At 59.6% G+C, this 22,383-nt stretch carries 23 protein-coding genes; 11 read left to right on the plus strand and 12 right to left on the minus strand.

The genetic code is table 11. The features are described 5' to 3' along the window. Positions 1-48 precede the first annotated feature (48 nt). The 4 genes from glyA (at position 49) to AB9L16_RS22215 (ending at position 4,429) form a co-directional block, all read left to right on the plus strand. Positions 49-1,302 (plus strand): serine hydroxymethyltransferase, encoded by a 1,254-nt coding sequence (gene glyA, locus AB9L16_RS22200; RefSeq protein WP_375122709.1) that lies wholly within the window; start codon positions 49-51, stop codon positions 1,300-1,302. 336 nt (positions 1,303-1,638) lie between these two features. Then, on the plus strand, positions 1,639-2,952 hold the full coding sequence (locus tag AB9L16_RS22205) for a C4-dicarboxylate transporter DctA (RefSeq protein WP_150742265.1): 1,314 nt from the start codon (positions 1,639-1,641) through the stop codon (positions 2,950-2,952). Between the two features lie 49 nt (positions 2,953-3,001). Next, the gene (locus AB9L16_RS22210; RefSeq protein ID WP_252868310.1) at positions 3,002-3,706 is read left to right on the plus strand and encodes a FadR/GntR family transcriptional regulator; all 705 of its coding nucleotides are present in this window, start codon (positions 3,002-3,004) and stop codon (positions 3,704-3,706) included. An 18-nt stretch (positions 3,707-3,724) separates the two neighbouring features. Next, positions 3,725-4,429: a GntR family transcriptional regulator gene (locus AB9L16_RS22215; protein ID WP_375122710.1), complete on the plus strand. Its 705-nt coding sequence runs from the start codon at positions 3,725-3,727 to the stop codon at positions 4,427-4,429. A gap of 113 nt (positions 4,430-4,542) precedes the next feature. Here AB9L16_RS22215 and yjiA read toward each other — a convergent pair whose 3' ends face one another. The 3 genes from yjiA to AB9L16_RS22230 all read right to left on the minus strand — a co-directional run bounded on the left by yjiA (position 4,543) and on the right by AB9L16_RS22230 (position 7,952). Beyond that, positions 4,543-5,520: a GTPase gene (gene yjiA, locus AB9L16_RS22220; RefSeq protein ID WP_375122711.1), complete on the minus strand. Its 978-nt coding sequence runs from the start codon at positions 5,518-5,520 to the stop codon at positions 4,543-4,545. Between the two features lie 152 nt (positions 5,521-5,672). Further along, positions 5,673-5,870, minus strand: coding sequence for a YbdD/YjiX family protein (locus AB9L16_RS22225; protein ID WP_003228401.1), 198 nt, complete (start codon positions 5,868-5,870; stop codon positions 5,673-5,675). A gap of 15 nt (positions 5,871-5,885) precedes the next feature. Then, positions 5,886-7,952, minus strand: a complete 2,067-nt coding sequence (locus AB9L16_RS22230) for a carbon starvation CstA family protein (protein WP_041477781.1) — start codon at positions 7,950-7,952, stop codon at positions 5,886-5,888. 159 nt (positions 7,953-8,111) lie between these two features. Here AB9L16_RS22230 and AB9L16_RS22235 point away from each other — a divergent pair, with 159 nt between their 5' ends. After that, positions 8,112-8,480, plus strand: a complete 369-nt coding sequence (locus AB9L16_RS22235; RefSeq protein WP_252868313.1) for a PilZ domain-containing protein — start codon at positions 8,112-8,114, stop codon at positions 8,478-8,480. 172 nt (positions 8,481-8,652) lie between these two features. Here AB9L16_RS22235 and radA read toward each other — a convergent pair whose 3' ends face one another. Genes radA through katB form a run of 3 tightly spaced genes read right to left on the minus strand, consistent with a single transcriptional unit; the run spans position 8,653 to position 12,215 of the window. Next, complete coding sequence (gene radA / locus AB9L16_RS22240) at positions 8,653-10,020, minus strand: DNA repair protein RadA (RefSeq protein WP_095181861.1); 1,368 nt, start codon at positions 10,018-10,020, stop codon at positions 8,653-8,655. A 47-nt stretch (positions 10,021-10,067) separates the two neighbouring features. After that, positions 10,068-10,613, minus strand: a complete 546-nt coding sequence (locus tag AB9L16_RS22245; RefSeq protein ID WP_150638460.1) for an ankyrin repeat domain-containing protein — start codon at positions 10,611-10,613, stop codon at positions 10,068-10,070. Positions 10,614-10,673: 60 nt separating this feature from the next. Next, a complete protein-coding gene (gene katB / locus AB9L16_RS22250; protein ID WP_310220159.1) occupies positions 10,674-12,215 on the minus strand; it encodes a catalase KatB in 1,542 nt (513 codons plus the stop codon). A gap of 285 nt (positions 12,216-12,500) precedes the next feature. Between katB and mscL the strand changes: the two genes are divergently transcribed. After that, positions 12,501-12,914 (plus strand): large-conductance mechanosensitive channel protein MscL, encoded by a 414-nt coding sequence (gene mscL / locus AB9L16_RS22255; protein WP_024014404.1) that lies wholly within the window; start codon positions 12,501-12,503, stop codon positions 12,912-12,914. Between the two features lie 45 nt (positions 12,915-12,959). Here mscL and AB9L16_RS22260 read toward each other — a convergent pair whose 3' ends face one another. Beyond that, positions 12,960-13,736, minus strand: a complete 777-nt coding sequence (locus AB9L16_RS22260) for a ferredoxin--NADP reductase (protein ID WP_375122712.1) — start codon at positions 13,734-13,736, stop codon at positions 12,960-12,962. A gap of 313 nt (positions 13,737-14,049) precedes the next feature. Here AB9L16_RS22260 and AB9L16_RS22265 point away from each other — a divergent pair, with 313 nt between their 5' ends. Together AB9L16_RS22265 and AB9L16_RS22270 are read left to right on the plus strand one after the other, a co-directional pair. Further along, the gene (locus tag AB9L16_RS22265) at positions 14,050-14,760 is read left to right on the plus strand and encodes an autoinducer binding domain-containing protein (RefSeq protein WP_041477771.1); all 711 of its coding nucleotides are present in this window, start codon (positions 14,050-14,052) and stop codon (positions 14,758-14,760) included. Positions 14,761-14,934: 174 nt separating this feature from the next. Continuing rightward, on the plus strand, positions 14,935-16,059 hold the full coding sequence (locus AB9L16_RS22270) for a methyltransferase (protein WP_375122713.1): 1,125 nt from the start codon (positions 14,935-14,937) through the stop codon (positions 16,057-16,059). Between the two features lie 72 nt (positions 16,060-16,131). Here the strand turns inward: AB9L16_RS22270 and AB9L16_RS22275 are convergent, their stop codons facing one another. The 3 genes from AB9L16_RS22275 to AB9L16_RS22285 all read right to left on the minus strand — a co-directional run bounded on the left by AB9L16_RS22275 (position 16,132) and on the right by AB9L16_RS22285 (position 18,841). Then, a complete protein-coding gene (locus AB9L16_RS22275; protein WP_016773090.1) occupies positions 16,132-16,299 on the minus strand; it encodes a DUF2474 domain-containing protein in 168 nt (55 codons plus the stop codon). Between the two features lie 85 nt (positions 16,300-16,384). After that, complete coding sequence (gene cydB / locus AB9L16_RS22280; RefSeq protein ID WP_016773089.1) at positions 16,385-17,392, minus strand: cytochrome d ubiquinol oxidase subunit II; 1,008 nt, start codon at positions 17,390-17,392, stop codon at positions 16,385-16,387. 3 nt (positions 17,393-17,395) lie between these two features. Then, complete coding sequence (locus tag AB9L16_RS22285) at positions 17,396-18,841, minus strand: cytochrome ubiquinol oxidase subunit I (protein ID WP_375122714.1); 1,446 nt, start codon at positions 18,839-18,841, stop codon at positions 17,396-17,398. Between the two features lie 470 nt (positions 18,842-19,311). Between AB9L16_RS22285 and AB9L16_RS22290 the strand changes: the two genes are divergently transcribed. From AB9L16_RS22290 to AB9L16_RS22300, 3 genes are all read left to right on the plus strand, one after another. Further along, positions 19,312-20,547, plus strand: coding sequence for an MFS transporter (locus AB9L16_RS22290; RefSeq protein WP_375122715.1), 1,236 nt, complete (start codon positions 19,312-19,314; stop codon positions 20,545-20,547). Between the two features lie 99 nt (positions 20,548-20,646). Then, complete coding sequence (locus AB9L16_RS22295) at positions 20,647-20,925, plus strand: type II toxin-antitoxin system RelE/ParE family toxin (RefSeq protein ID WP_041477766.1); 279 nt, start codon at positions 20,647-20,649, stop codon at positions 20,923-20,925. Positions 20,926-20,939: 14 nt separating this feature from the next. Next, on the plus strand, positions 20,940-21,227 hold the full coding sequence (locus AB9L16_RS22300; RefSeq protein ID WP_016773085.1) for a HigA family addiction module antitoxin: 288 nt from the start codon (positions 20,940-20,942) through the stop codon (positions 21,225-21,227). 4 nt (positions 21,228-21,231) lie between these two features. Here the strand turns inward: AB9L16_RS22300 and AB9L16_RS22305 are convergent, their stop codons facing one another. Beyond that, the gene (locus tag AB9L16_RS22305; protein ID WP_375122716.1) at positions 21,232-21,783 is read right to left on the minus strand and encodes a DJ-1 family glyoxalase III; all 552 of its coding nucleotides are present in this window, start codon (positions 21,781-21,783) and stop codon (positions 21,232-21,234) included. Positions 21,784-21,850: 67 nt separating this feature from the next. Continuing rightward, complete coding sequence (locus AB9L16_RS22310; RefSeq protein ID WP_256811783.1) at positions 21,851-22,297, minus strand: DUF4879 domain-containing protein; 447 nt, start codon at positions 22,295-22,297, stop codon at positions 21,851-21,853. Positions 22,298-22,383 lie beyond the last annotated feature (86 nt).

Here is a 22,383-nt window from a genome sequence, read left to right on the forward strand (position 1 = left end):
TTGGGTTAGAATGCCCCCCTTTTCTGCCCCCGATCCTTGAGGACCGCCATGTTCAGCCGTGATTTGACTATTGCCAAGTACGACGCCGACCTTTTTGCCGCCATGGAGCAAGAAGCTCAGCGTCAGGAAGAACACATTGAGCTGATCGCTTCGGAAAACTACACCAGCCCAGCGGTGATGGAAGCTCAAGGCTCGGTCCTGACCAACAAGTACGCCGAAGGCTATCCGGGCAAGCGTTACTACGGTGGTTGCGAATATGTTGACGTGGTTGAGCAACTGGCCATCGACCGTGCCAAGGAACTGTTCGGCGCCGATTACGCCAACGTTCAGCCGCACGCCGGTTCCCAAGCCAACGCCGCTGTTTACCTGGCTCTGCTGCAAGGTGGCGACACCATTCTGGGCATGAGCCTGGCCCATGGCGGTCACCTGACCCACGGCGCCAGCGTTTCCTCCTCGGGCAAGCTGTACAACGCCGTTCAATACGGTATCGATGCCAACGGCCTGATCGACTACGACGAAGTCGAGCGTCTGGCGGTCGAGCACAAGCCGAAAATGATCGTTGCCGGTTTCTCGGCCTACTCGCAGATCCTCGACTTCCCGCGCTTCCGCGAGATCGCTGACAAGGTTGGCGCCTACCTGTTCGTCGACATGGCTCACGTCGCCGGTCTGGTTGCCGCTGGTGTCTACCCGAACCCGGTACCGTTCGCCGACGTCGTGACCACCACCACGCACAAGACCCTGCGCGGTCCACGTGGCGGTCTGATCCTGGCCCGTGCCAACGCCGAGATCGAGAAGAAGCTCAACTCCGCAGTATTCCCGGGCGCCCAGGGTGGCCCGCTGGAGCACGTGATCGCGGCCAAGGCGATCTGCTTCAAGGAAGCGCTGCAGCCTGAGTTCAAGGCTTACCAGCAACAAGTGGTGAAGAACGCCAAGGCCATGGCCGAAGTGTTCATCGCGCGCGGTTTCGACGTGGTTTCGGGCGGTACTGAAAACCACCTGTTCCTGCTGTCGCTGATCAAGCAGGACATCTCCGGTAAAGACGCCGACGCCGCTCTGGGCAAAGCGTTCATCACCGTGAACAAGAACTCCGTGCCGAACGATCCACGCTCGCCGTTCGTGACTTCCGGCCTGCGCTTCGGTACTCCGGCTGTGACCACTCGCGGTTTCAAAGAGGCTGAGTGCAAAGATCTGGCCGGCTGGATCTGCGACATCCTGGCTGACCTGAACAACGAAGCGGTGATCGATGCCGTTCGCGAGAAAGTCAAAGCCATCTGCAAGAAACTGCCGGTGTACGGCGCTTAATCGCGACGTTAAACCAGCAGCATGAAAAACCGGCCAAGTGATTGGCCGGTTTTTTTTCGCCTGCAATTCACCTGTAGGAGCTGCCGAAGGCTGCGATCTTTTGATCTGGATTTTAAAAACAAGATCAAAAGATCGCAGCCTTCGGCAGCTCCTATACGCGTTTGGGGCCACTGGTCAGACCGGTCATGCCAATTTCATGTTTCCCCCTTGTAATCAGGAAAAAACCAAGCCTAGACTGCGCCTGCACTGGACATACCGGTAAGACCACAATAATTAAGTCCTGCATCCGCTGCGCAACGCGTGCGGCAGCCAGGACACCGACCCAGGATTCCTCCCATGCTCAGATGGTGCTCGCGTTCAATCTTCCTTCAAGTGGTTCTCGGACTGATGCTCGGCATCGTCTGCGGGCTGACCCTTCCTGAATACTCCGCTCAGCTCAAACCGCTCGGCGATGGCTTCATCAAACTGATCAAGATGCTGATTGGCCTGATCGTGTTCTGCGTGGTGGTCAGCGGCATCAGCGGCGCGGGCGATCTGAAGAAGGTCGGGCGCATTGGCCTCAAATCGGTGATCTACTTTGAAGTGCTGACCACCATCGCTCTGGTGATCGGCCTGGTGTTCGCCTTCAGCACCGGCATTGGCAGCGGCGCGAACATTCATCTGGAGCAACTCTCCAGCGCCGACATGGGCGACCTCGCCGAGCGCAGCCAGCACATGCACACCACCACGCAATTTCTGATGGACCTGATCCCGACCTCGGTGATCGGTGCCTTCGCTGACAACAATATCTTGCAAGTGCTGTTGTTCTCGGTGCTGTTCGGCAGTGCGCTGAATCTGGTTGGCGAAGCGGCTTCCGGGATTTCGCGACTGATCAACGAACTCAGCCACGTGATTTTCCGCATCATGGGCATGATCGTCCGGCTGGCGCCGATCGGCGTGTTCGGCGCCATCGCCTTCACCACCAGCAAATACGGTCTCGACTCGCTGCAGCACCTGGGCAGTCTGGTCGGTCTGTTCTACCTGACCTGCATCGCCTTCGTCGCGCTGATCCTCGGTCTGGTGATGCGCGTCTCCGGCCTGCGCATGTGGCCGCTGCTCAAGTACCTGCGGGAAGAACTGCTGATCGTCATGGGCACCGCCTCTTCCGACGCCGTGCTGCCGCAGATCATGCGCAAGCTCGAACACCTCGGTATCGGCAGCTCGACGGTCGGTCTGGTGATCCCGACCGGGTACTCGTTCAACCTCGACGGCTTCTCGATCTACCTGACCCTGGCCATCGTGTTCATCGCCAATGCCACCGGCACACCGCTGGCGATGACCGATTTGCTGACGATTCTGCTGGTGTCGCTGATCACCTCCAAAGGCGCCCACGGCATTCCCGGTTCGGCGCTGGTGATTCTCGCGGCAACGCTGACGGCGATTCCGGCGATTCCCGTGGTCGGCCTGGTGCTGGTGTTGGCCGTGGACTGGTTCATGGGCATCGGCCGCGCGCTGACCAATCTGATCGGCAACTGCGTCGCCACCGTGGCCATCGCCCGCTGGGAAAAGGACATCGATGTACAGCGAGCGAACAAGGTGCTCAACGGCGAACAGGGCTATAACTTTCAACCGCGAAAAACCGTCGCTCCGGCGGCGGCGAAAGAATTCTGAATGAGTGCCGTGCCTGCCAATGCGCAGGCACGGCGCAGGGAGCCAATACGTGATTACAACTTCAACCGTCGTCAATTCAGTGGTGGAAAAACTCCGCGCCGCGTTGGCCCGAGGCCAGTGGCGCTCCGGCGACATGCTGCCGGGCCAGCGTGAACTGGCCGAACAGCTGGGCATCAGCCGGCCGAGCCTGCGCGAAGCGGTGATCGTGCTGGAAACACTCGGCCTGGTGCGCTCGATGCCGGGCAAAGGCGTGGTCGTCCTCGATGCGCAACTCAGCGACAGCCAGAGCCACGACAGCGCAGTCGCCGGGGCGAGCCTGGAAGATGTGCTGCAACTGCGCTACACCCTCGAGCCGTTCATTGTCGGGCTGGTTGCGCAATCGATCAGCAGCAAGGAGGTCGGCCAGTTGCGCCTGACCCTGATGGACATGCGCGAAGCCCTCGAGGCCGGTGACAGTGAGGCCGGGGTCAGAGCCTACATCGCCTTCCACGAAGAACTGTTCACGCTGACCTCGAACCCGATTTTCCAGAGCGTGGTGCAGCAGACCAGCAATGCCCTCAAGCAAAGCGCCGAAGTGTTGCGCAATTCCCCGGAACATCTGGCCGAACGTCTGGAAGAAAACGAAGCGGTGGTCCGCGCGATCCGCAGCAAGAACAGCGCTCAGGCCAGCGCCGAAATGCGTCGGCACATTCTGCGCGAAGGCCAGCGCATGGGCGTTGAGCTGAATATTCCGGACGACAACCTGCCCACCTGATTTGCCAGGAGAACGGCCATGAACAGTTTTGCTTCAGCCTCGCATGCCGATTCTACCGCCCTGCCCGTCTCTCGCCTGCGCATGCCGGTTGAGGAGTTGTATCCGCGACTGTTCGACGCGATTCTCGAGCAGCGTATCGATGAAGACAGCCGGTTCACCGAGGACAGTCTGCAAGCGATGTTCGGCGCCGGCCGCGCCGATGTACGACGGGTGCTGACGCAGTTGTCCCATGAGCAGATCGTGGTATTGCGCGCCAATCATCGACCACGAGTGGCTGCGCCTGATCGGGAGCTGATCCGGCAGACCTTGCATGCGCGACGGTTGGCTGAGAACACCTTGGTGCGATTGGCGTGTCAGCGTCCGCAGCCAGACGATTTGAATTGCTTGCGCACGTTGATAGAGCGCGAGAAGCGCGCCGTCGAGCAGGATCGGCGCGGGGCGGCGATTCGGTTATCGGGGGAGTTTCATCTGCAGTTGGCGCGGATGGCGGCTAATGTGCCGTTGGCGCATTTTCTGCACAGTCTGGTGCCGCTGACGTCGTTGGCGATTGCGCGGAGTCGGTGCCCGACGCGCAGCTGTTGCGCGTGGCAGGAGCATTTGGCGTTGGTTGAGGTTGTGGAGCGAGGTGATGCTGCTAAGGCAGAGGGGCTGATGAATCGGCATCTGGATCATCTTGAGCAGACACTGCTGGGTTCAGACCATGGGCATTGTGCTGTCGGCTAGATCGCCTTCGCGAGCAGGCTCGCTCCCACAAAAGACCGCATTCTGTCAGGAGGAATGCAATCCTCTGTGGGAGCGAGCCTGCTCGCGAAGAGGCCCTCTGAGCTGTTGAAATATCAGGCTTGTCGCGCCGCTACCCGCGCAAAACCCGCACGAATCTTCTCTTCCGGCAAGTCATCGGCAATAAACACGATCACACTCTCCCGCGCCTCGCCCTCGGCCCATTCGGTGTCCCAGTCGAAACCATAGAGTTTCAGCACACCCTGAAACACCAGGCGCCGATCTTCGCCAGCAATATTCAGCACGCCTTTGTAACGCAGCAATTGCTTGCCATGCTCTTCCAGCAACTCGTTCATGAACTCGCTGAGCTGATCGATATCCAGCGCCTGATCGGTGCGCAGCACCAGGCTGGAGATGCGATCGATCGACGGCGCCTTGCTCACCGGACGCAAGCTCAAACCGCCGCCCAGGTCAGCATTGAGGTTGAAACCACGCACATCCAGCAGTTCAGCCAGGTCGATGTTGCCATGCTCGACCACGCGGATCGGCGCGCGACGGTTGATTCGCGTAAGGCGTTCGCTCAGCGCGGTGAACGTCGACTCATCGACCAGATCGGTCTTGCTCACCAGCAAGCGATCGGCGAAACCGATCTGTGCCTGGGCGATGGTTTGGGTCAGGTGCACGTCTGCGTGGGCAGCGTCGACCAGGGTGATGATGCCGTCGAGCAGGTAACGCTCGCGCAGCTCTTCGTCGATGAAAAAGGTCTGCGCCACCGGTGCCGGATCGGCGAGACCGGTGCACTCGATCACCAGACGATCGAAGGCGATCTCGCCGCTGTCCAGGCGCTCGAGCAGCAAGTACAGCGCCTTGGTCAGATCGGTGTGAATGGTGCAGCAGACGCAGCCGTTGGCCAGGGTCATGACTTGCACCGGTTCATCACCCAACAGTTGGGTGTCGATGCCGGCGTCGCTGAATTCGTTTTCGATCACGGCGATTTTCAGACCGTGCTCGGCTTTCAATAAATGGCGCAGCAAGGTGGTCTTGCCGGCGCCGAGGAAACCGCTGAGGACCGTTACCGGAATGGGAGAAGACAAAACCCGATCTCCTGAAAAGAACACAAAAACAAATGTGGGAGCGAGCCTGGTCGCGAAAGCGGTGTGTCAGTCATATCCTTCATCAACTGACACTCCGTATTCGCGAGCAGGCTCGCTCCCACAGGGGATTACCTCAACTTGATGCTGTCAGCTCAACAGCACTTCGGCCCACCCTTGCCACCGTAACGGGCTTCCTGACGTTCGCGAAAGAACATCTCGTAGCTCATCACCGGTTTGTCCGGGTGTTTGGTTTGCATATGCTCGACGTAGGTGTCGTAGTCGGGCATGCCGACCATCAGGCGCGCGGCCTGACCGAGGTATTTACCGAGGCGACTCAGGTCATTGAACATGCTGCAATCCTCTGGTTACGCATCCGGCAGGGCCTGGAATGGCGATTCTTTATCCGTACGTTCTTTCTTGCCCCAGGCGGCGATGCCGACCTTGAGCGCATAGAACAGGATGCTGAAGACCACGAACAGGAACAGCGCGGTGAGTGTGGCGTTGGTGTAGGCGTTGAAGATCACGTGCTGCATCTGCTCGACGCTTTTCGCCGGCGCCAGCACCTGACCGTTGGCCAGCGCATCGCTGTACTTCTTGGCCAGGGACAGGAAGCCGATCGCCGGGTTGGCGTCGAACAGCTTGATGAAGCCAGCAGTGGTGGTGCAGATCAACAGCCAGGTGGCCGGCAACAGGGTGACCCAGATGTAGCGCTGGCGCTTCATCTTGATCAGGACCACGGTGCCGAGCATCAGCGCGATACCGGCGAGCATCTGGTTGGAGATGCCGAACAATGGCCACAGGGTGTTGATGCCGCCCAGTGGATCGATCACGCCCTGATACAGCAACCAGCCCCACATCGCCACACAACCGGCGGTGGCGATCAGGTTGGCGGTCCAGGATTCGGTGCGTTTCAGCGCCGGTACGAAGGAGCCGAGCAGATCCTGCAGCATGAAACGCCCGGCACGGGTACCGGCGTCCACAGCGGTGAGGATGAACAGCGCTTCGAACAGGATCGCGAAGTGGTACCAGAACGCCATGGTGTTTTCACCCGGCAGGACACTGTGCAGGATCTGCGCAATACCGACCGCCAGGGTCGGCGCACCACCGGCGCGGGCGAGAATGGTGGTTTCGCCGATATCATGGGCAACCGCTTGCAGCGCCTCCGGCGTAATCGCGAAACCCCAGCTGGTGACCATTTGCGCCACTGACGCGGCATCACTGCCGACCACGGCGGCCGGGCTGTTCATGGCGAAGTACACGCCCGGCTCGATCACCGAAGCGGCAACCATGGCCATGATCGCCACGAACGATTCCATCAGCATGCCGCCGTAACCGATGTAGCGGGCGTTGGTTTCGTTATCCAAAAGCTTCGGCGTGGTGCCCGACGAGATCAACGCGTGGAAACCGGAAACCGCACCGCAGGCGATGGTGATGAACAGGAACGGGAACAGACCGCCCTTCCACACCGGGCCGGTGCCGTCGACGAACTGGGTCAGTGCCGGCATTTTCAGCTCGGGCATGGTCACCAGAATACCGATCGCCAGGGCGACGATGGTGCCGATCTTGAGGAAGGTCGACAGATAGTCACGCGGTGCCAGAATCAGCCACACTGGCAGCGACGCGGCGACAAAACCGTAACCGACCAGCATCCAGGTAATCTGCACACCGGTGAAAGTGAAGGCTTTGGCCCATACCGGATCGGCAGCAATCTGCCCGCCCAGCCAGATCGAGCCGAGCAGCAGCAACACACCGACCACGGAGATCTCGCCGATGCGGCCCGGGCGGATGTAGCGCATGTAAATGCCCATGAACATCGCGATCGGGATGGTCGCCATCACGGTGAAGATGCCCCACGGGCTCTCGGCGAGGGCCTTGACCACGATCAGCGCCAGCACCGCGAGGATGATGATCATGATCAGGAAGCAGCCGAACAGTGCGATGGTCCCGGGAATCCGGCCCATCTCTTCACGCACCATGTCGCCCAGGGAACGGCCGTTGCGTCGGGTCGACATGAACAGGACCATGAAGTCCTGCACCGCGCCCGCCAGCACCACACCGGCAATCAGCCAGAGTGTGCCGGGCAGATACCCCATCTGCGCCGCCAGCACCGGACCGACCAGCGGCCCCGCGCCAGCGATGGCCGCGAAGTGGTGACCGAAAAGAATGTGTTTGTTGGTCGGCACGTAGTCCAGACCATCGTTGTTGAGCACGGCGGGGGTGGCCCGACGCGGATCCAGTTGCATCACGTTGTTGGCGATGAACAGACTGTAGTAACGGTACGCAACCAGATAAATGGCCACGGCAGCGACCACAATCCACAAGGCGTTGATCGCCTCGCCGCGGCGCAATGCCACTACGCCCAGGGCGCACGCTCCTACGATTGCCAGCACGAGCCAGGGTAAGTGGCGCAGCAGGCTATTATTATTTTTCATTTTATTATTCCAGCCAGGGTGGACAAGAAAGACAGCCACCCCGAGTTTAGCGCTTACGGCGCCAAAGGCCATACCCCGACATAGGTCTAGACGCTTGAGCGATTGGCTGGCGCCCGCATTCGCGGTCTATAGTCAGCGAACCTTCATGAGGATTGCGCCATGAGCGAGCACCCCGCCAATCGACGTCGTTTCAAACGTATTGCGTTCGATGCCCGAACCGAGCTGAAACAGGGCGAGTACATCTGGCCGGTCAAGTTGATCGACCTGTCGCTCAAGGGCCTGCTGATCGAGCGACCGGAGCCGTGGCTCGGGGATAAAGAGCAGGACTTCCTAGTCGACATTCATCTGAGCGAAGACGTCGATATAGAAATGGACGTGCGTCTGGCCCACGAGGAAAACGGCCACTTGGGGTTCATCTGCCGGCACATCAGCCTGGAATCGATCCAGCGCCTGCGCCGCTTGATCGAACTGAATCTGGCGGATGAGGCCGAGCTGGAGCGCGAACTGGGTGCGCTGATCGAAATCTAGCGCCACCCCCAACCCCGAATTGGAATGCCCTGTGGTGAGGGGGATCTATGTGGTGAAGGGACTTATGTGGCGAGGGGATTTATCCCCGTTGGGCTGCGCAGCAGACCCGTTTTTTTCAGGGCCGCTACGCGCCCCAACGGGGATAAATCCCCTCACCACAGAGGTTCGGCGTTCACTCAAACAGTGCGTCAAGTGCTTGTTCAAGGCGGGTCACGGCAATGATCTGCAACCCCGCCGGCGATTCCTTCGGAGCATTACCCTTCGGCACGATGGCGCGTTTGAAACCGTGCTTGGCCGCTTCTTTCAGCCGCTCCTGCCCGCTTGGCACCGGGCGCACCTCGCCGGACAGGCCGACTTCGCCGAACACCAGCAGATCATGCGGTAACGGCCGATTGCGCAAACTCGACATCACCGCCGCCATCAACGCCAGATCCGACGCTGTCTCCAGCACCTTCACGCCACCGACCACGTTGAGGAAGACGTCCTGATCGTGGGTCGGAATCCCGCCGTGGCGGTGCAACACCGCGAGTAACATAGCCAATCGGTTCTGATCCAGGCCCAGCGTCACCCGACGCGGGTTGGCCAGATGGCTGTCGTCGACCAGCGCCTGCACTTCCACCAGCATCGGTCGGGTGCCTTCCCACGTCGCCATGACCACACTGCCCGGGACTTCTTCCTGAGCGCGGGTAAGAAAAATCGCCGATGGGTTGGAGACTTCTTTCAGGCCCTTGTCGGTCATGCCGAACACGCCCAATTCGTTGACCGCGCCAAAACGGTTCTTCACCGCACGCAGCAGACGCAGACGACCATCGGATTCACCTTCGAAATACAGCACGGTATCGACCATGTGTTCCAGAACACGCGGACCGGCCAAGGCGCCCTCTTTGGTGACGTGGCCGACGAGGAAGATCGCCGTGCCGCTCTGTTTGGCGTAACGCACCAGCAGCGCCGCACTCTCGCGCACCTGCGACACGCCGCCCGGGGCCGATTGCAGTTGTTCGGTGAAGATGGTCTGGATCGAGTCGATCACCATCACCTTGGGCTTTTCCTGGCGGGCGGTGGCAATGATGGTTTCGATGCAGGTTTCGGTCATCACCCGCAGTTGATCCTGCGGCAGGCCGAGACGGCGGGCGCGCATCGCCACCTGCTGCTGGGATTCCTCACCAGTGACGTACAGCGCCGGCATGCTTTTGGCCAGATTGCACAGGGTTTGCAACAGAATGGTCGATTTGCCGATCCCCGGATCACCGCCGATCAGCACAACCGAGCCATCGACCAGACCACCGCCGAGCACGCGGTCGAGCTCACCGGAGGCGGTGGAAAAACGTGGAATCTCTTCGATGCTGACTTCGGCGAGCGTCTTGATCTGCGCCTGCTGGCCAGCCCAACCGGTGCGCCCGGTAGGTGCCGTGGCGCCGCCGCTTTCGATCATGGTTTCGGTCAGGGTGTTCCAGGCACCGCACTCGCCGCACTGCCCGGCCCACTTGGGAAAGGTTGCGCCGCACTCGGTGCAGCCGTACATGCGCTTGGCCTTGGCCATCAGAACCCCCGGAACAAAAGACGCGATGATAACGCAGCCACCGCCGATCAGCGCGGCGCAGCAGTACGGATTTCGCCGCTGGCCAGACGTGCGGCGCTGTTGCCCAGCGGATCCTCGGCATTGAGGTCGGCGCCTCTGGCTTTCAACGCATCAAGCAATTCCAGACGCTTGAACAGCCCGGCGTACATCGCCGCTGTCTGTCCGGCGCCATTACGCTGGTCGGGGCTGCAATCGCTGGCCATCAGTCGCCGGGCGATCTGTAATTCGCCTTTGAATATCGCGCCCATCAGCGCCGTGTTGCCCCGCTGGTCCTGGGCACAGGCATCCGCGCCAGCGGCGAGCAGGCGTTCAACCGCCGGCGCCTGACCGTGATAGGCCGCCAGAATCAGCGCGGTGTACCCCTTGCTATCGCGGGTATCGAGGGAATAGCCGGACTCGATAAAGGTCTCGAGCATCGGCACATCACCCCGGCGGGCGGCGTCGAAGTAGTAATCCTGCAACTGCGCCTTGATCGCCTCGGGGCTCTGCTCGACCGGTGCCGCCCACGCGGTGAAAGACAGCGACGCAGTCAACCAAAAAAGAAAAATACGCATCAGGCTCTCTCCTTCAACGCACGCGAGGCCGCACTGGCCCTCGCGTGCGCCGCATCGCTATCAGTCGGTCAGTTTCGCCGCCAATGCTTTCACGCGGTTGAGGTCGCCCTTGGCCACTTCGGTCACACCGCTGCCGTACTCAGGGTCGGCCTTGTACAGGAACGACAGGATGATGTGCTTGCTCTCGTCATCAGTGGTGGCCAGCGAGCCGCCGAAGCTGTCGATCAGGTCGCGGCGTTCCTGCTTGCTGTACGAGCGATACAGATCACCGGCCTGCTTGAAGTTCTGCTCACGCTGGATCTTCGCCTGCTGCGTGCTGCCCGACAGCGCCGACTGGCTGTAACGCGCCGCTGGCGTTTCTTCACGCGGTTGCAGGCGGCTTGGCTGGTAGTTGACGCCGGACTGGCTGGCGCCGAAATTCATCGCACCATCCTGATTGCCATTGTTCACTGCGGTTTTCGGTGCGTTGATCGGCAATTGCAAAGCGTTGGCGCCGAGGCGATACATCTGCGTATCGGCATAAGAGAACACTCGCCCCTGCAACAAGCGGTCTTCCGAAGGTTCGATACCCGGAACTACGTTGGCTGGAGCCATGGCAACTTGTTCGGTTTCCTGGAAGACATTGGCCGGATTACGGTTCAGGACCATTTGTCCAACTTTGCGCTCGGCAATACCCGGCCAGATCTTGGTTGCATCCAGTGGATCGAAATCAAACTTGGACAAATCCTGTGGCTTGAGAACCTGCACGTACAAGTCCCACTTCGGAAAGTTGCCCTTGTTGATATTACTGACCAAGTCGTTGGTCATATGACTGTAATCCTGACCCTGAACTTCGCTGACTTGTTTTGGCGTGAGATTCTTGATGCCTTGAAGACTCTTCCAGTGAAACTTCACGTAGTGAACTTCATTCTTGGCATTGATCAGCTTATAGGCATGAACACCATTGCCATCCATTTCCCGATAACTGGCCGGAGTGCCGTAGTTGGAATACAACTCGGTCAGCGTGCGGGTGGCTTCCGGTACATGGGAGAAGAAATCGAACCGGCGCGAATCGTCATCGAGGTTGGTGCGCGGATCGGGCTTGAAGGCGTGCACCATGTCCGGGAATTTGATCGCATCGCGGATGAAGAAGGTCGGGAAGTTGTTGCCGACCAGATCCCAATTGCCGTCAGCAGTGTAGAACTTGGTGGCGAAACCGCGCGGGTCACGCAGGGTTTCCGGGGAATGGTTGCCATGCACCACCGCCGAGAAACGCACGAATACCGGCGTGCTCTGGCCTGCGGCGAACACCTTGGCCTTGCTCAGGTCGCTGAGGTCATCGGTCACGGTGAAGGTGCCGTGAGCGCCGGTGCCGCGTGCGTGTACGACGCGCTCGGGGATGCGTTCACGATCGAAGCGCTGCAGCTTCTGGATCAGTTGCACATCCTGCAGCAGCACCGGGCCGTTGGCGCCGGCAGTTTGCGAGTTCTGATTGTCACCGACTGCCGAGCCGTTATCGCGGGTCAGCGGAGCGGCGTTGACCGAAAAGGTCAGCAGCCCGGCAGTCAGTACGCCGAAGGTGCGGCGGAAGGGAAAAGCCCCCAGTCCAGGAGTGGATGTCATATCAGGTTCCTCTGGTTTTATTGGGCGCATCCAGGTGCGCCACACCAAGGCTAGAGGCCTGTGCCGCAGAACATAAATAGAAAGAACGTAACACCATGATTGAAGAAATTGGCTTTCCCGTCAGCGGGTTAGCGCGTATTCCGCGCGCGATTGCTGGCAATTTGCAAACTAATCGTCAATCGATGTGTCGATAAAAACGGGCATTGTAAGAAGGTGTTTCGCGCAGGAGGCGTTTCGCTGATTTACACTGCCAACACCAAACTCATCTGTAACAAGGAAATAACTATGGGCGTGCTTAGCGAGTTCAAGGCCTTCGCGGTCAAAGGCAATGTGGTCGACATGGCCGTCGGTATCATCATCGGCGCGGCGTTTGGCAAAATCGTTTCGTCGTTTGTCGGCGACGTGATCATGCCGCCGATTGGCCTGTTGATCGGTGGGGTGGACTTCAGTGATCTGGCTGTCACGCTCAAAGCAGCCCAGGGCGATGCGCCCGCAGTGGTGCTGGCTTACGGCAAATTCCTGCAGACGGTGCTGGATTTCGTGATTGTCGCATTCGCGATTTTCATGGGTGTCAAAGCCATCAACCGCCTCAAGCGCGAAGAAGCTGTAGCACCGACCGCGCCGCCGATCCCGAGCAAGGAAGAACAACTGCTGGGCGAAATTCGCGACCTGCTCAAGGCGCAGAACGAGCGGCCCTGAGGCATTCGGTAGTCATCAAAACGGCACCCGCGGGTGCCGTTTTCGTTACCAGTAATTTTCCACCGCAACCTGCCCCGGCTTGCGCGTCAGGCTCAGGCGCATGTCGCGCTGTTTCAGCAAGGCGCGGGTGTCGTCGATCATCTGCGGGTTGCCGCACAACATCACACGCGAATGCTCTGGCGAGAGCTCAACGCCCGCCGCGCGTTCCAGTTCGCCGTTTTCAATCAGCGTAGTAATCCGGCCCTGCAGCGCGCCTGGATGCGCTTCGCGGGTCACAGTGGGGATGAATTGCAGCTTGTGGGCGTATTCGCTCAGATAGTCCCGTTGCGCCAACCCGGCGATCAACTCCTGATAAGCCAGTTCCCGCGCCTCCCGCACGCTGTAGACCAGAATGATCCGCTCGAATTTCTCCCAGACCTCGAAGTCCTGCAGGATCGACAGAAACGGTGCCACCCCGGTGCCGGTGGACAGTAACCACAGGTCTCGGCCATCGACAAAGCGATCCAGCGTCAGGTAGCCGAACGCCTGGCGTTCTACCATCAAGCTGTCGCCGACCTGGAGCCGGCTCAGCTCACTGGTGAATTCGCCGCCCGGCACGACGATGGAAAAGAACTCGAGAAACTCGTCGAACGGCGACGACACCATCGAATAGGCGCGCCAGACCGTGCTCCCATCGGCCTTGCTCACGCCCAGCCGGGCGAACTGGCCGGCACGGAAGCGAAAGCCGGGGTCGCGGCTGGTGCGCAGCGTGAACAGGTTCGGCGTCAACGGTTGCACATCGAGCAAGGTCTGGGTGGTGTACTTCTCGGTACTGGCAGTCATGAGGCGCTCCTTGAAACGATTGCCTACAGTGTCCCGCAAAACCGCGCTGCCAAACACCTGCCAACGGTAATGATATTGACAGAATCAGCGCTGCACATTCGATGTGATGTCAATGTTAGATCTAGAGTAATAACTTTAAGATGGCAGTTAAAATATAACAGCGCGTATTGCTAAGAACACTTTATAAAAAACATCAAAGTTTCAATCTCGAAAAAATGTAAGGCGTTTCGCAGGAAAGATCCTACACTTCGATTCGTGCCGGATCTTTTGGATCCATTCCGCACCCCGATATCAAGATACAGAGGCAAAGTTCATGGAAACGTGGAAGGAATCACAATTGAAACAACTGACATTTGCCAAAGGCATTGAAGCGGCGTACCCGATACTGCTGAGATTTGCCGAGAATCTGGGCTTTAACTACTGTGCAATAGCAGTGACGTCCCCTCATCGTGATGTCCACCTGAATGCCTTGCAGATCAATAACTACCCTAAAGAATGGAACATTCAGTACAACAAAGAGAACTTTCGCAATATTGATCCGGTAATAGCGCATTGCAATCACTCAATATTACCCATCGTTTGGGAAGAAAGAGTCTTCAACGATGCACCCGAGTTGTGGCAGGCGTTGAAACAGAATGGGCTGCAGCATGGCTGGTCGCAGGCCTTTCATGACGAAACCAGCGGTTTGTGCAGCATCATCAGTCTGGCTCGAACCCACTGCCCGATCAGCCCGCTCGAACTGTATGAGCATTACGGTTATCTGTTTTTTGCCAACCGACACTTCAGTGACCTGTATGCCCGCACCGTTCCCACACCGGCCAAACCCAGCAAACCGAGGCTATCGTCCCGGGAACTGGAGATCATGAAATTGTCCGCCATGGGCAAGACCGCTCACGATATTTCGAGAATCCTCAGCCTGAGCGAACGCACCGTTAACTATCACGTACAAAACGTCATCGAAAAATTCAACGTCTGCAACAAGATTTCCGCAGTGATTGCCGCCGCTCGTGCCGGGATTATCTGACTGACGAGCGATATCGCACGGTAATCCTGCGAGTATTTACGCGCAAAAAAACGTACCATTCAGGCCTTTCCGAGTGATGACGCAACCTGCTTGCATCGCAGTCCACTCGGTCGGATCCCGTCGCACCATCTGCCGGCAACGGGATATCTGCCGAATATCCTGAGTCCCCGCCCCATGCCCTTGCTCGAAACGCCTTTCGCCCAGCTCGACCTGATCCGCCAGCCTGAACAGCAGAATGAACCGCTGCAAGCGTTCGATGCGGCGGACGAATACCTGCTCAATCATCTCGCCAGCGAACAACCTCAGAGCAGCACCCGCGTGCTGGTGCTCAATGACAGCTTCGGCGCCTTGGCGATCAGCCTGCTGGGCAAGGTCGAGGTGAGCAGCAGCGGCGACTCGTTCCTCGGTTTCGTCGGGCTGGAAAAGAATCTGCTACGCAATGGCCAGGCGTTCGATGCGATTCGTCCGATTCCGGCCAGTGAGCCCTTGGTCGGGCCGTTTGACCGGGTGCTGATCCGCGTCCCTAAAACCCTGGCGCTGTTGGAAGAGCAGTTGATCCGCCTGCAAGGGCAACTCGCTCCGGGCGCGCAAGTGATCGCCGCCGCCATGGTCAAGCATCTGCCGCGCGCTGCCGGCGATCTGCTCGAGCGCTACATTGGCCCGGTGCAGGCGTCGCTGGCCGTGAAGAAAGCCCGACTGCTGATCGCCACGCCTGAAACCAAAGCGCTCGCCACATCGCCCTATCCGACTCGCTATCGCCTCGACGAACCGGCAATCGAACTGCTCAACCACGCCAATGTGTTCTGCCGCGAAGGCCTCGACATCGGCACTCGCGCTTTTCTGCCGCATCTGCCGAAGAACCTTGGCAGCGCACGGGTTGCCGATCTCGGTTGCGGCAACGGTGTTCTGGCAATCGCCAGCGCCTTGCAGAACCCGGATGCGCATTACACGCTGGTCGACGAATCGTTCATGGCGGTGCAATCGGCTGCCGAGAACTGGCGCGCGGCATTGGGCGATCGCGAAGTCATCGTGCGCGCTGGCGATGGTCTGGCCGGGCAGGCGCCGCAGTCGCTGGACGTGGTGCTGTGCAACCCACCGTTCCATCAGCAACAGGTGGTCGGCGATTTCCTCGCCTGGCGCATGTTCCAGCAGGCGCGCGAGGCGCTGGTGGTCGGCGGTGCGCTGTACATTGTCGGCAATCGGCATCTGGGCTATCACAGCAAACTGGCGCGCTTGTTTCGTGGCGTCGAGCAAGTGGCGGCCACGCCGAAATTCGTCATCCTCAAAGCGCGCAAATAAATCTGCGGCATAAAAAAACCCTCCGTGAGGAGGGTCGCAAGTCCATACCCGAAGGCGCCGGGACGGGATATTTCAGTGGGTGGTCAAACCCGCGGCATTCATGAACATGCGCATCAGGCTGGCGGCGATGAACAACACGCCGACACTGCCAACCCAGATCAGGGCCAACCAGCCGAGCCGCTGCCACAGCGGTTTTTTTTCGGCTTCTTCAATGTCGTGCAGGGAATGTTTGCCGGTCATTGCATCGATCTCCGTTAAGCCAAGGCGTCACTGCGGACGCCTTCGCGAGCAGGCTCGCTCCCACAGGGCAAGCCCAGCAATTGGATTAGTGATAACCATCTTCGTGGGTGACCTTGCCGCGGAACACGTAGTAGCTCCAGAAGGTATACCCCAGGATGAACGGGATGATGAACAACGTGCCGACCAGCATGAAGCCCTGACTTTGCGGCGGCGCGGCGGCGTCCCAGATCGAGATCGACGGCGGCACGATGTTCGGCCACAGGCTGATGCCCAAGCCACTGTAGCCGAGGAAGATCAGCACCAGGGTCAGCAGGAACGGCGTGTAGTTGGCGTTACGTGCCACCGCGCGGATCAGGCCGTACAAAGTGACCAGCACCAGAATCGGCACCGGCATGAACCAGAACAGATTCGGCATGCTGAACCAGCGTGAGGCGATTTCCGGATGCGACAGGGGTGTCCACAGGCTGACGATACCGATTACCGCCAGCAGCACGAACGCCAGCGGCCGCGCCAGGTCGTGCATCTGTTCCTGCAACTTGCCTTCGGTTTTCATGATCAGCCAGGTGCAGCCGAGCAAGGCATAGGCCACCACCAGCGCCGCGCCGCAGAACAGCGTGAACGGCGTCAGCCAATCCAGTGAACCTCCAGCGAACTGGCGATTGACCACCGGCAGACCATCGATGAACGCTCCCAGCGCCACGCCCTGAAAGAACGTCGCCGCGATCGAACCACCGATGAATGCCTTGTCCCACAGGTGACGTTTTTCATCCTTGGCCTTGAAGCGGAACTCGAAGGCCACGCCGCGAAAGATCAGGCCCATGAGCATGAAGATCAGCGGCAGGTACAGCGCCGACAACACCACCGAATAGGCCAGCGGGAAGGCGCCGAACAACGCCGCGCCACCCAGCACCAGCCAGGTTTCGTTGCCGTCCCACACAGGGGCGACGGTGTTCATCATCACGTCGCGATCGGTCTTGCCGGGCACGAACGGGAAGAGAATGCCGATGCCCAGGTCGAAGCCGTCCATGACCACGTACATCATGATGCCGAAGATGATGATCACGGCCCAGATCAGCGGAAGATCGATACCCATGAGTCAAATCTCCTTGGTCAAGCGAGTGTTGTCTTCGTGCTCGCCCTCGGCCGGATCATCGGCTGCGGACAACGGACGCGCCGGGGTGCGTTTCTTGCCTGGACCACCGTCCGGCGTTTCACTGCCTTCGCTGATCTTCGGCCCTTTGCGCACCAGGCGCATCATGTAGCCGAGCCCGGCGCCGAACAGCGCGAAATACACCACTACGAACATGATCAGGGTGATGCTCATCTGCATGAAGCTGTGGTTGGACGAAGCATCTGCGGTGCGCATCAGGCCATAGACCACCCACGGTTGACGACCGATTTCCGTGGTGAACCAGCCGGCAAGAATTGCGATCAGGCCGGACGGCCCCATCCACAACGCCAGATGCAGGAACGGCCGCGAGGTATACAGCGAGTCGCGTTTGCGCAGCCACAGACTCCACAAACCGGTGAAGATCATCAGGAAACCGAGGCCGACCATGATCCGGAACGACCAGAACACGATGGTCGAATTCGGCCGGTCTTCCGGTGGGAATTCCTTCAGCGCCGGTACTTGTTTATCCAGCGAGTGCGTGAGGATCAGGCTGCCGAGGTAGGGAATCTCCACAGCGAACTTGGTGCGCTCTTCTTTCATGTCCGGCCAGCCGAACAGGATCAGCGGCGTCGCTTCGTCGCCATGGTTTTCCCAGTGACCCTCGATCGCAGCGATTTTTGTCGGCTGATGCTTGAGCGTATTGAGGCCGTGGAAGTCGCCGATCACCGCTTGAATCGGCGCGACGATCAATGCCATCCACATGGCCATCGACAGCATGGTGCGGATCGCCGGGTTGTCTCTGCCGCGCAGCAGGTGCCACGCCGCTGACGAACCGACGAAGAAGGCAGTGGCGACGAACGCCGCCGTGGCCATGTGCATCAGCCGGTAAGGGAATGACGGGTTGAAGATGATTGCCAGCCAGTCGGTGGGGATCACCTGACCGTTGACGATTTCAAAGCCTTGCGGGGTCTGCATCCAGCTGTTGGAGGCGAGAATCCAGAAGGTCGAAATCAGCGTGCCGATCGCTACCATCACCGTCGAGAAGAAGTGCAGGCCGCGCCCGACCTTGTTCCAGCCGAACAGCATGACGCCAAGGAAACCAGCCTCAAGGAAGAACGCGGTGAGCACTTCATAGGTCAGCAACGGCCCGGTGACGGCACCGGCGAAGTCGGAAAAACGACTCCAGTTGGTGCCGAACTGATAAGCCATGACCAGCCCGGAAACCACGCCCATGCCGAAGTTGACGGCAAAAATCTTCGACCAGAAATGGTAGAGATCGCGGTAGGTGTCGTTGCGGGTCTTCAGCCACAAGCCTTCGAGCACCGCCAGGTAACTCGCCAGGCCAATGGTGATGGCCGGGAACAGAATGTGGAACGAGATGGTGAACGCGAACTGAATTCGGGCGAGATCCAGAGCCTCTAAACCGAACATATGGCTTCCTCTGTCAGGTAATACGGGTAGCTGGCCCGGAGGCCTGCACCACTGCCCCCACGGATATGGAGTGCGGCGAATTCGGATTCGTTCTTTTTTTGCAACCATCGCAACGCAGGGAGTCTGGCCAAATGGCCGCCAGATCAGTTCCGGTCGGGGTCTTGATCTGGATCAAGCAACGTTGAAAGAGTAGTCCCATTTTTACCAATGAACTGCGTGGTGGTTTGCCGCGTGACAAGTTGCCTCACTCCCCTGTGGCGAGGGGATTTATCCCCGTTGGGCTGCGCAGCAGTCGTCGCTTCCAGCTTTTGGGGCCGCTGCGCGACCCAACGGAGATAAATCCCCTCACCACAGGGTTGATTGTCAGCATGAAAGATCGATGTCTGGCTAACTGAATTGTTTCTCCTAGCAACTTCCTGTTACAGACTGGTGATAATCTCGCCGTTCACTCGCCCAAGACCTGCCTTCAGATGCCCATTCAAGAGCCCCTGCTGTTACGTCACCATCGTCCATTCATGGCCTTTTGGCTGGCGCGGATTTTCACCGCCAGCGGTTTCCAGATGCTCACCGTGGCGATCGGCTGGAATCTGTATCAACTGACCGGCAACGTGCTGGATCTGGGCCTGGTCGGGCTGGTCGAATTCGCCCCGCGCGTGCTTTTCATGCTGCACACCGGGCACGTTGCCGATCGCTATGATCGGCGCAAGGTCGCCGCGCTTTGCCAGTCGTTGCAGGCATTGATTGCCTTGGCGCTGGCCATCGGCAGCGCCACCGATCACGTCACCCGCGAGATGATTTTCATCCTCGCCTTCCTGCTCGGCGCCGCCCGTTCGTTCGAGATGCCGACGACTCAGGCCTTGCTGCCCAGCATCGTCCCCAGTGCGCTTTTCCCCCGTGCAGTTGCCGCCGCGCAATCGGCGCAGCAGTCGGCCACTATCGTCGCTCCGGCTCTTGGCGGTTTGCTCTATGCGTTCGGCAGCGTCTGGGTCTACGGCCCGACCGTGCTGCTGTACGTGATCGCCTGCGCGCTGATGCTCAACCTACCGGCACGCCAGACGCCATTGAATAAAGGCAAAGCCACGCTGGACTCGCTGTTGGCAGGGATTCGCTTCATCCGCAGCCGCCCGGACATCCTCGGAGCGATCTCGCTGGACCTGTTCGCCGTGTTGCTCGGTGGCGCCACAGCGCTGCTGCCGGTGTTCGCCAAGGACATTCTGCTGACCGGCCCGTGGGGCCTTGGCCTGTTGCGCTCGGCGCCGGCGGTGGGTGCGTTGCTGATGTCGCTGTTTCTGGCGCGATTTGCCGTGGAACGCAATGTCGGCCGGGTGATGTTCACCGCCGTCGGCGTCTTCGGCGTCGCTACCATCGCGTTCGGCCTGTCGACCTCGTTCTGGTTCTCGCTGGCGGTGCTGGTGGTGCTCGGCGCAGCGGACATGATCAGCATGGTCATCCGCGCCTCGTTCGTACAACTGGAAACCCCCGACGAAATGCGCGGCCGGGTCAGTGCGGTCAACGGCCTGTTCATCGGCGCATCGAACCAGTTGGGCGAATTCGAATCCGGCCTCACCGCCCACTGGTTCGGCACCGTGCCGGCGGTGGTCATGGGCGGGATCGGCACGCTGGTGGTGACGGGGACATGGATCAAACTGTTTCCGACGTTGGCGAGTCGGGATCGGATGCATGTGCCGGTGGAAGAGAAGGTCTGAGTTTTTTGGAAAAACTCACCTGCTTAGCACTCATTAAGCGACAACGTGCGGTACATAGTTACCGCACCGGGTGTAATGTATCGCCTTACACTCGCCGCCATGATCAAATCCTTTCAGCACAAAGGCCTTCGTGGCTTCTATGAAACAGGTACGACTCGTGGAATTCGTGCCGACCATGCAAAACGGCTTTCGCGCATGTTGCAGTTCATGGATCGAGCGACGCTTCCCGCAGACCTGGACTTGCCCGGCTGGCGCCTGCATCCGTTGAAAGGTGAGCTGAGCGAATATTGGTCGCTCAGCGTTTCAGGCAACTGGCGAGTGATCTTTCGTTTTGTCGGTTCGGATATCGAATTGGTCGATTATCTGGACTACCACTGACAGGAGGCAGGCTCATGCCCATGCACAACCCGCCACACCCCGGTGAAACCCTGCTGCTGGATGTCTTGCCCGAGCTTGGTATCAGCGTGAGCGAATTGGCCCGGCACCTTGGCTTTGCACGCCCGCATCTTTCGCGCGTACTGCACGGACACGCGCCGATCAGCCCGGATCTGGCAGTACGACTTGAGCGTGCAGGGATCGGCAAGGCGCGCGTTTGGCTAGGCGTCCAAACCGACTACGATCTTTGGCAAGCGGAGCACCGTGAGCAACCAATGATAGAACCCCTCGCAGCCCACGGCTGAACCGTCAGGCCATCAACTCCCCCGCCACCCTCGCCCGCAACGCCTTGCCACCAAGCTGCTCGACCAGGGTCAAGGCAAATTCCAGCGCCGCGCCCGAGCCTTGGGCGGTGATGCAGTTGCCGTCGACCACCACCGCTTGATCAACAAACGTACAGCCTGATAGTTGATGGCTGGCGCCGGGCAGGCAGGTCATGCGTCGCTGGCGCAGCACGCCTGATGCTTGCAGCGCGACAGCCGGGGCTTCGCCGATGGCGGCGAACAGGCGGCCGGCGCTGGCTTGGTCCTTGAGCAATTGCTGCAAGGGCTGATGCGCCGCCAGATGCCGGGAACCGACGGCACCGCCCGGCAGGACAATGAGGTCAAAAGTCTGTGCCAGTACATCGATGAGCATGCCGTCGGCAGTCAGCCGGGTGCCGCGCGCGCAGGTCAGCATGCGTCGGCCTTCGATGCTGGCGGCGACCACTTCGATGCCGGCGCGGCGCAGCACGTCGATCAGGGTCACGCTTTGCAAATCGTCGATGCCCTCGGCGAGGGCAATCAGGGCTCTGGAAGTCATGGGCGCTTTCCGCTGGATAGTCAGTCAAGCGTAGTCAGCTTTGTCCCACCCTGTTCGCAGACAGCCGTTACTTGATGTAAAGCTGGGTCGAAAGCGTGTTGCGCGGGGCGTTGATCGAGGTGTTGCTGAAGTTGAAGGTGCCTTCCTGTTTTCCGGCCAGATCGAAGGTATAAAGAGATCCGACGGTTTTGCTGCCGGGGGTGCATTCGGTGAGGTTGCCATTATCGAAGGCGCACACCGGACCTCGGGTGCCGTTGACCTCGAAGCCATCCAGAGTCACGTGTGGCTGGTTCTGGCCATAGCCGACTTCCAGCACGAAGACTTTGATATTCGGCCCGCTGTGATTGCATTGGGTTTGCGGCTGGTTATCGGCAATATCTTCCAGGCCGCAGGACGGTGACTGTACTTTGATCACCTTCACCTCGGAGAGTGGCGGCGCCGATGCCGCGAACGCCGGAGCTGTCAGCAGCAGTGCTGCAATCCATCCGAAAATCCTGATCCAACCGTTGCGCATGCCTGCCCACTCCAAAAAATCAGCGCGCAGTATGGCGCAGTTGTCGGCTGCGCAAAACTTCGCCGACGATCGACACCAACATCCGC

This window comes from Pseudomonas sp. LW8 (assembly GCF_041956865.1).
Classification (GTDB): Bacteria; Pseudomonadota; Gammaproteobacteria; order Pseudomonadales; family Pseudomonadaceae; genus Aquipseudomonas; species Aquipseudomonas siliginis.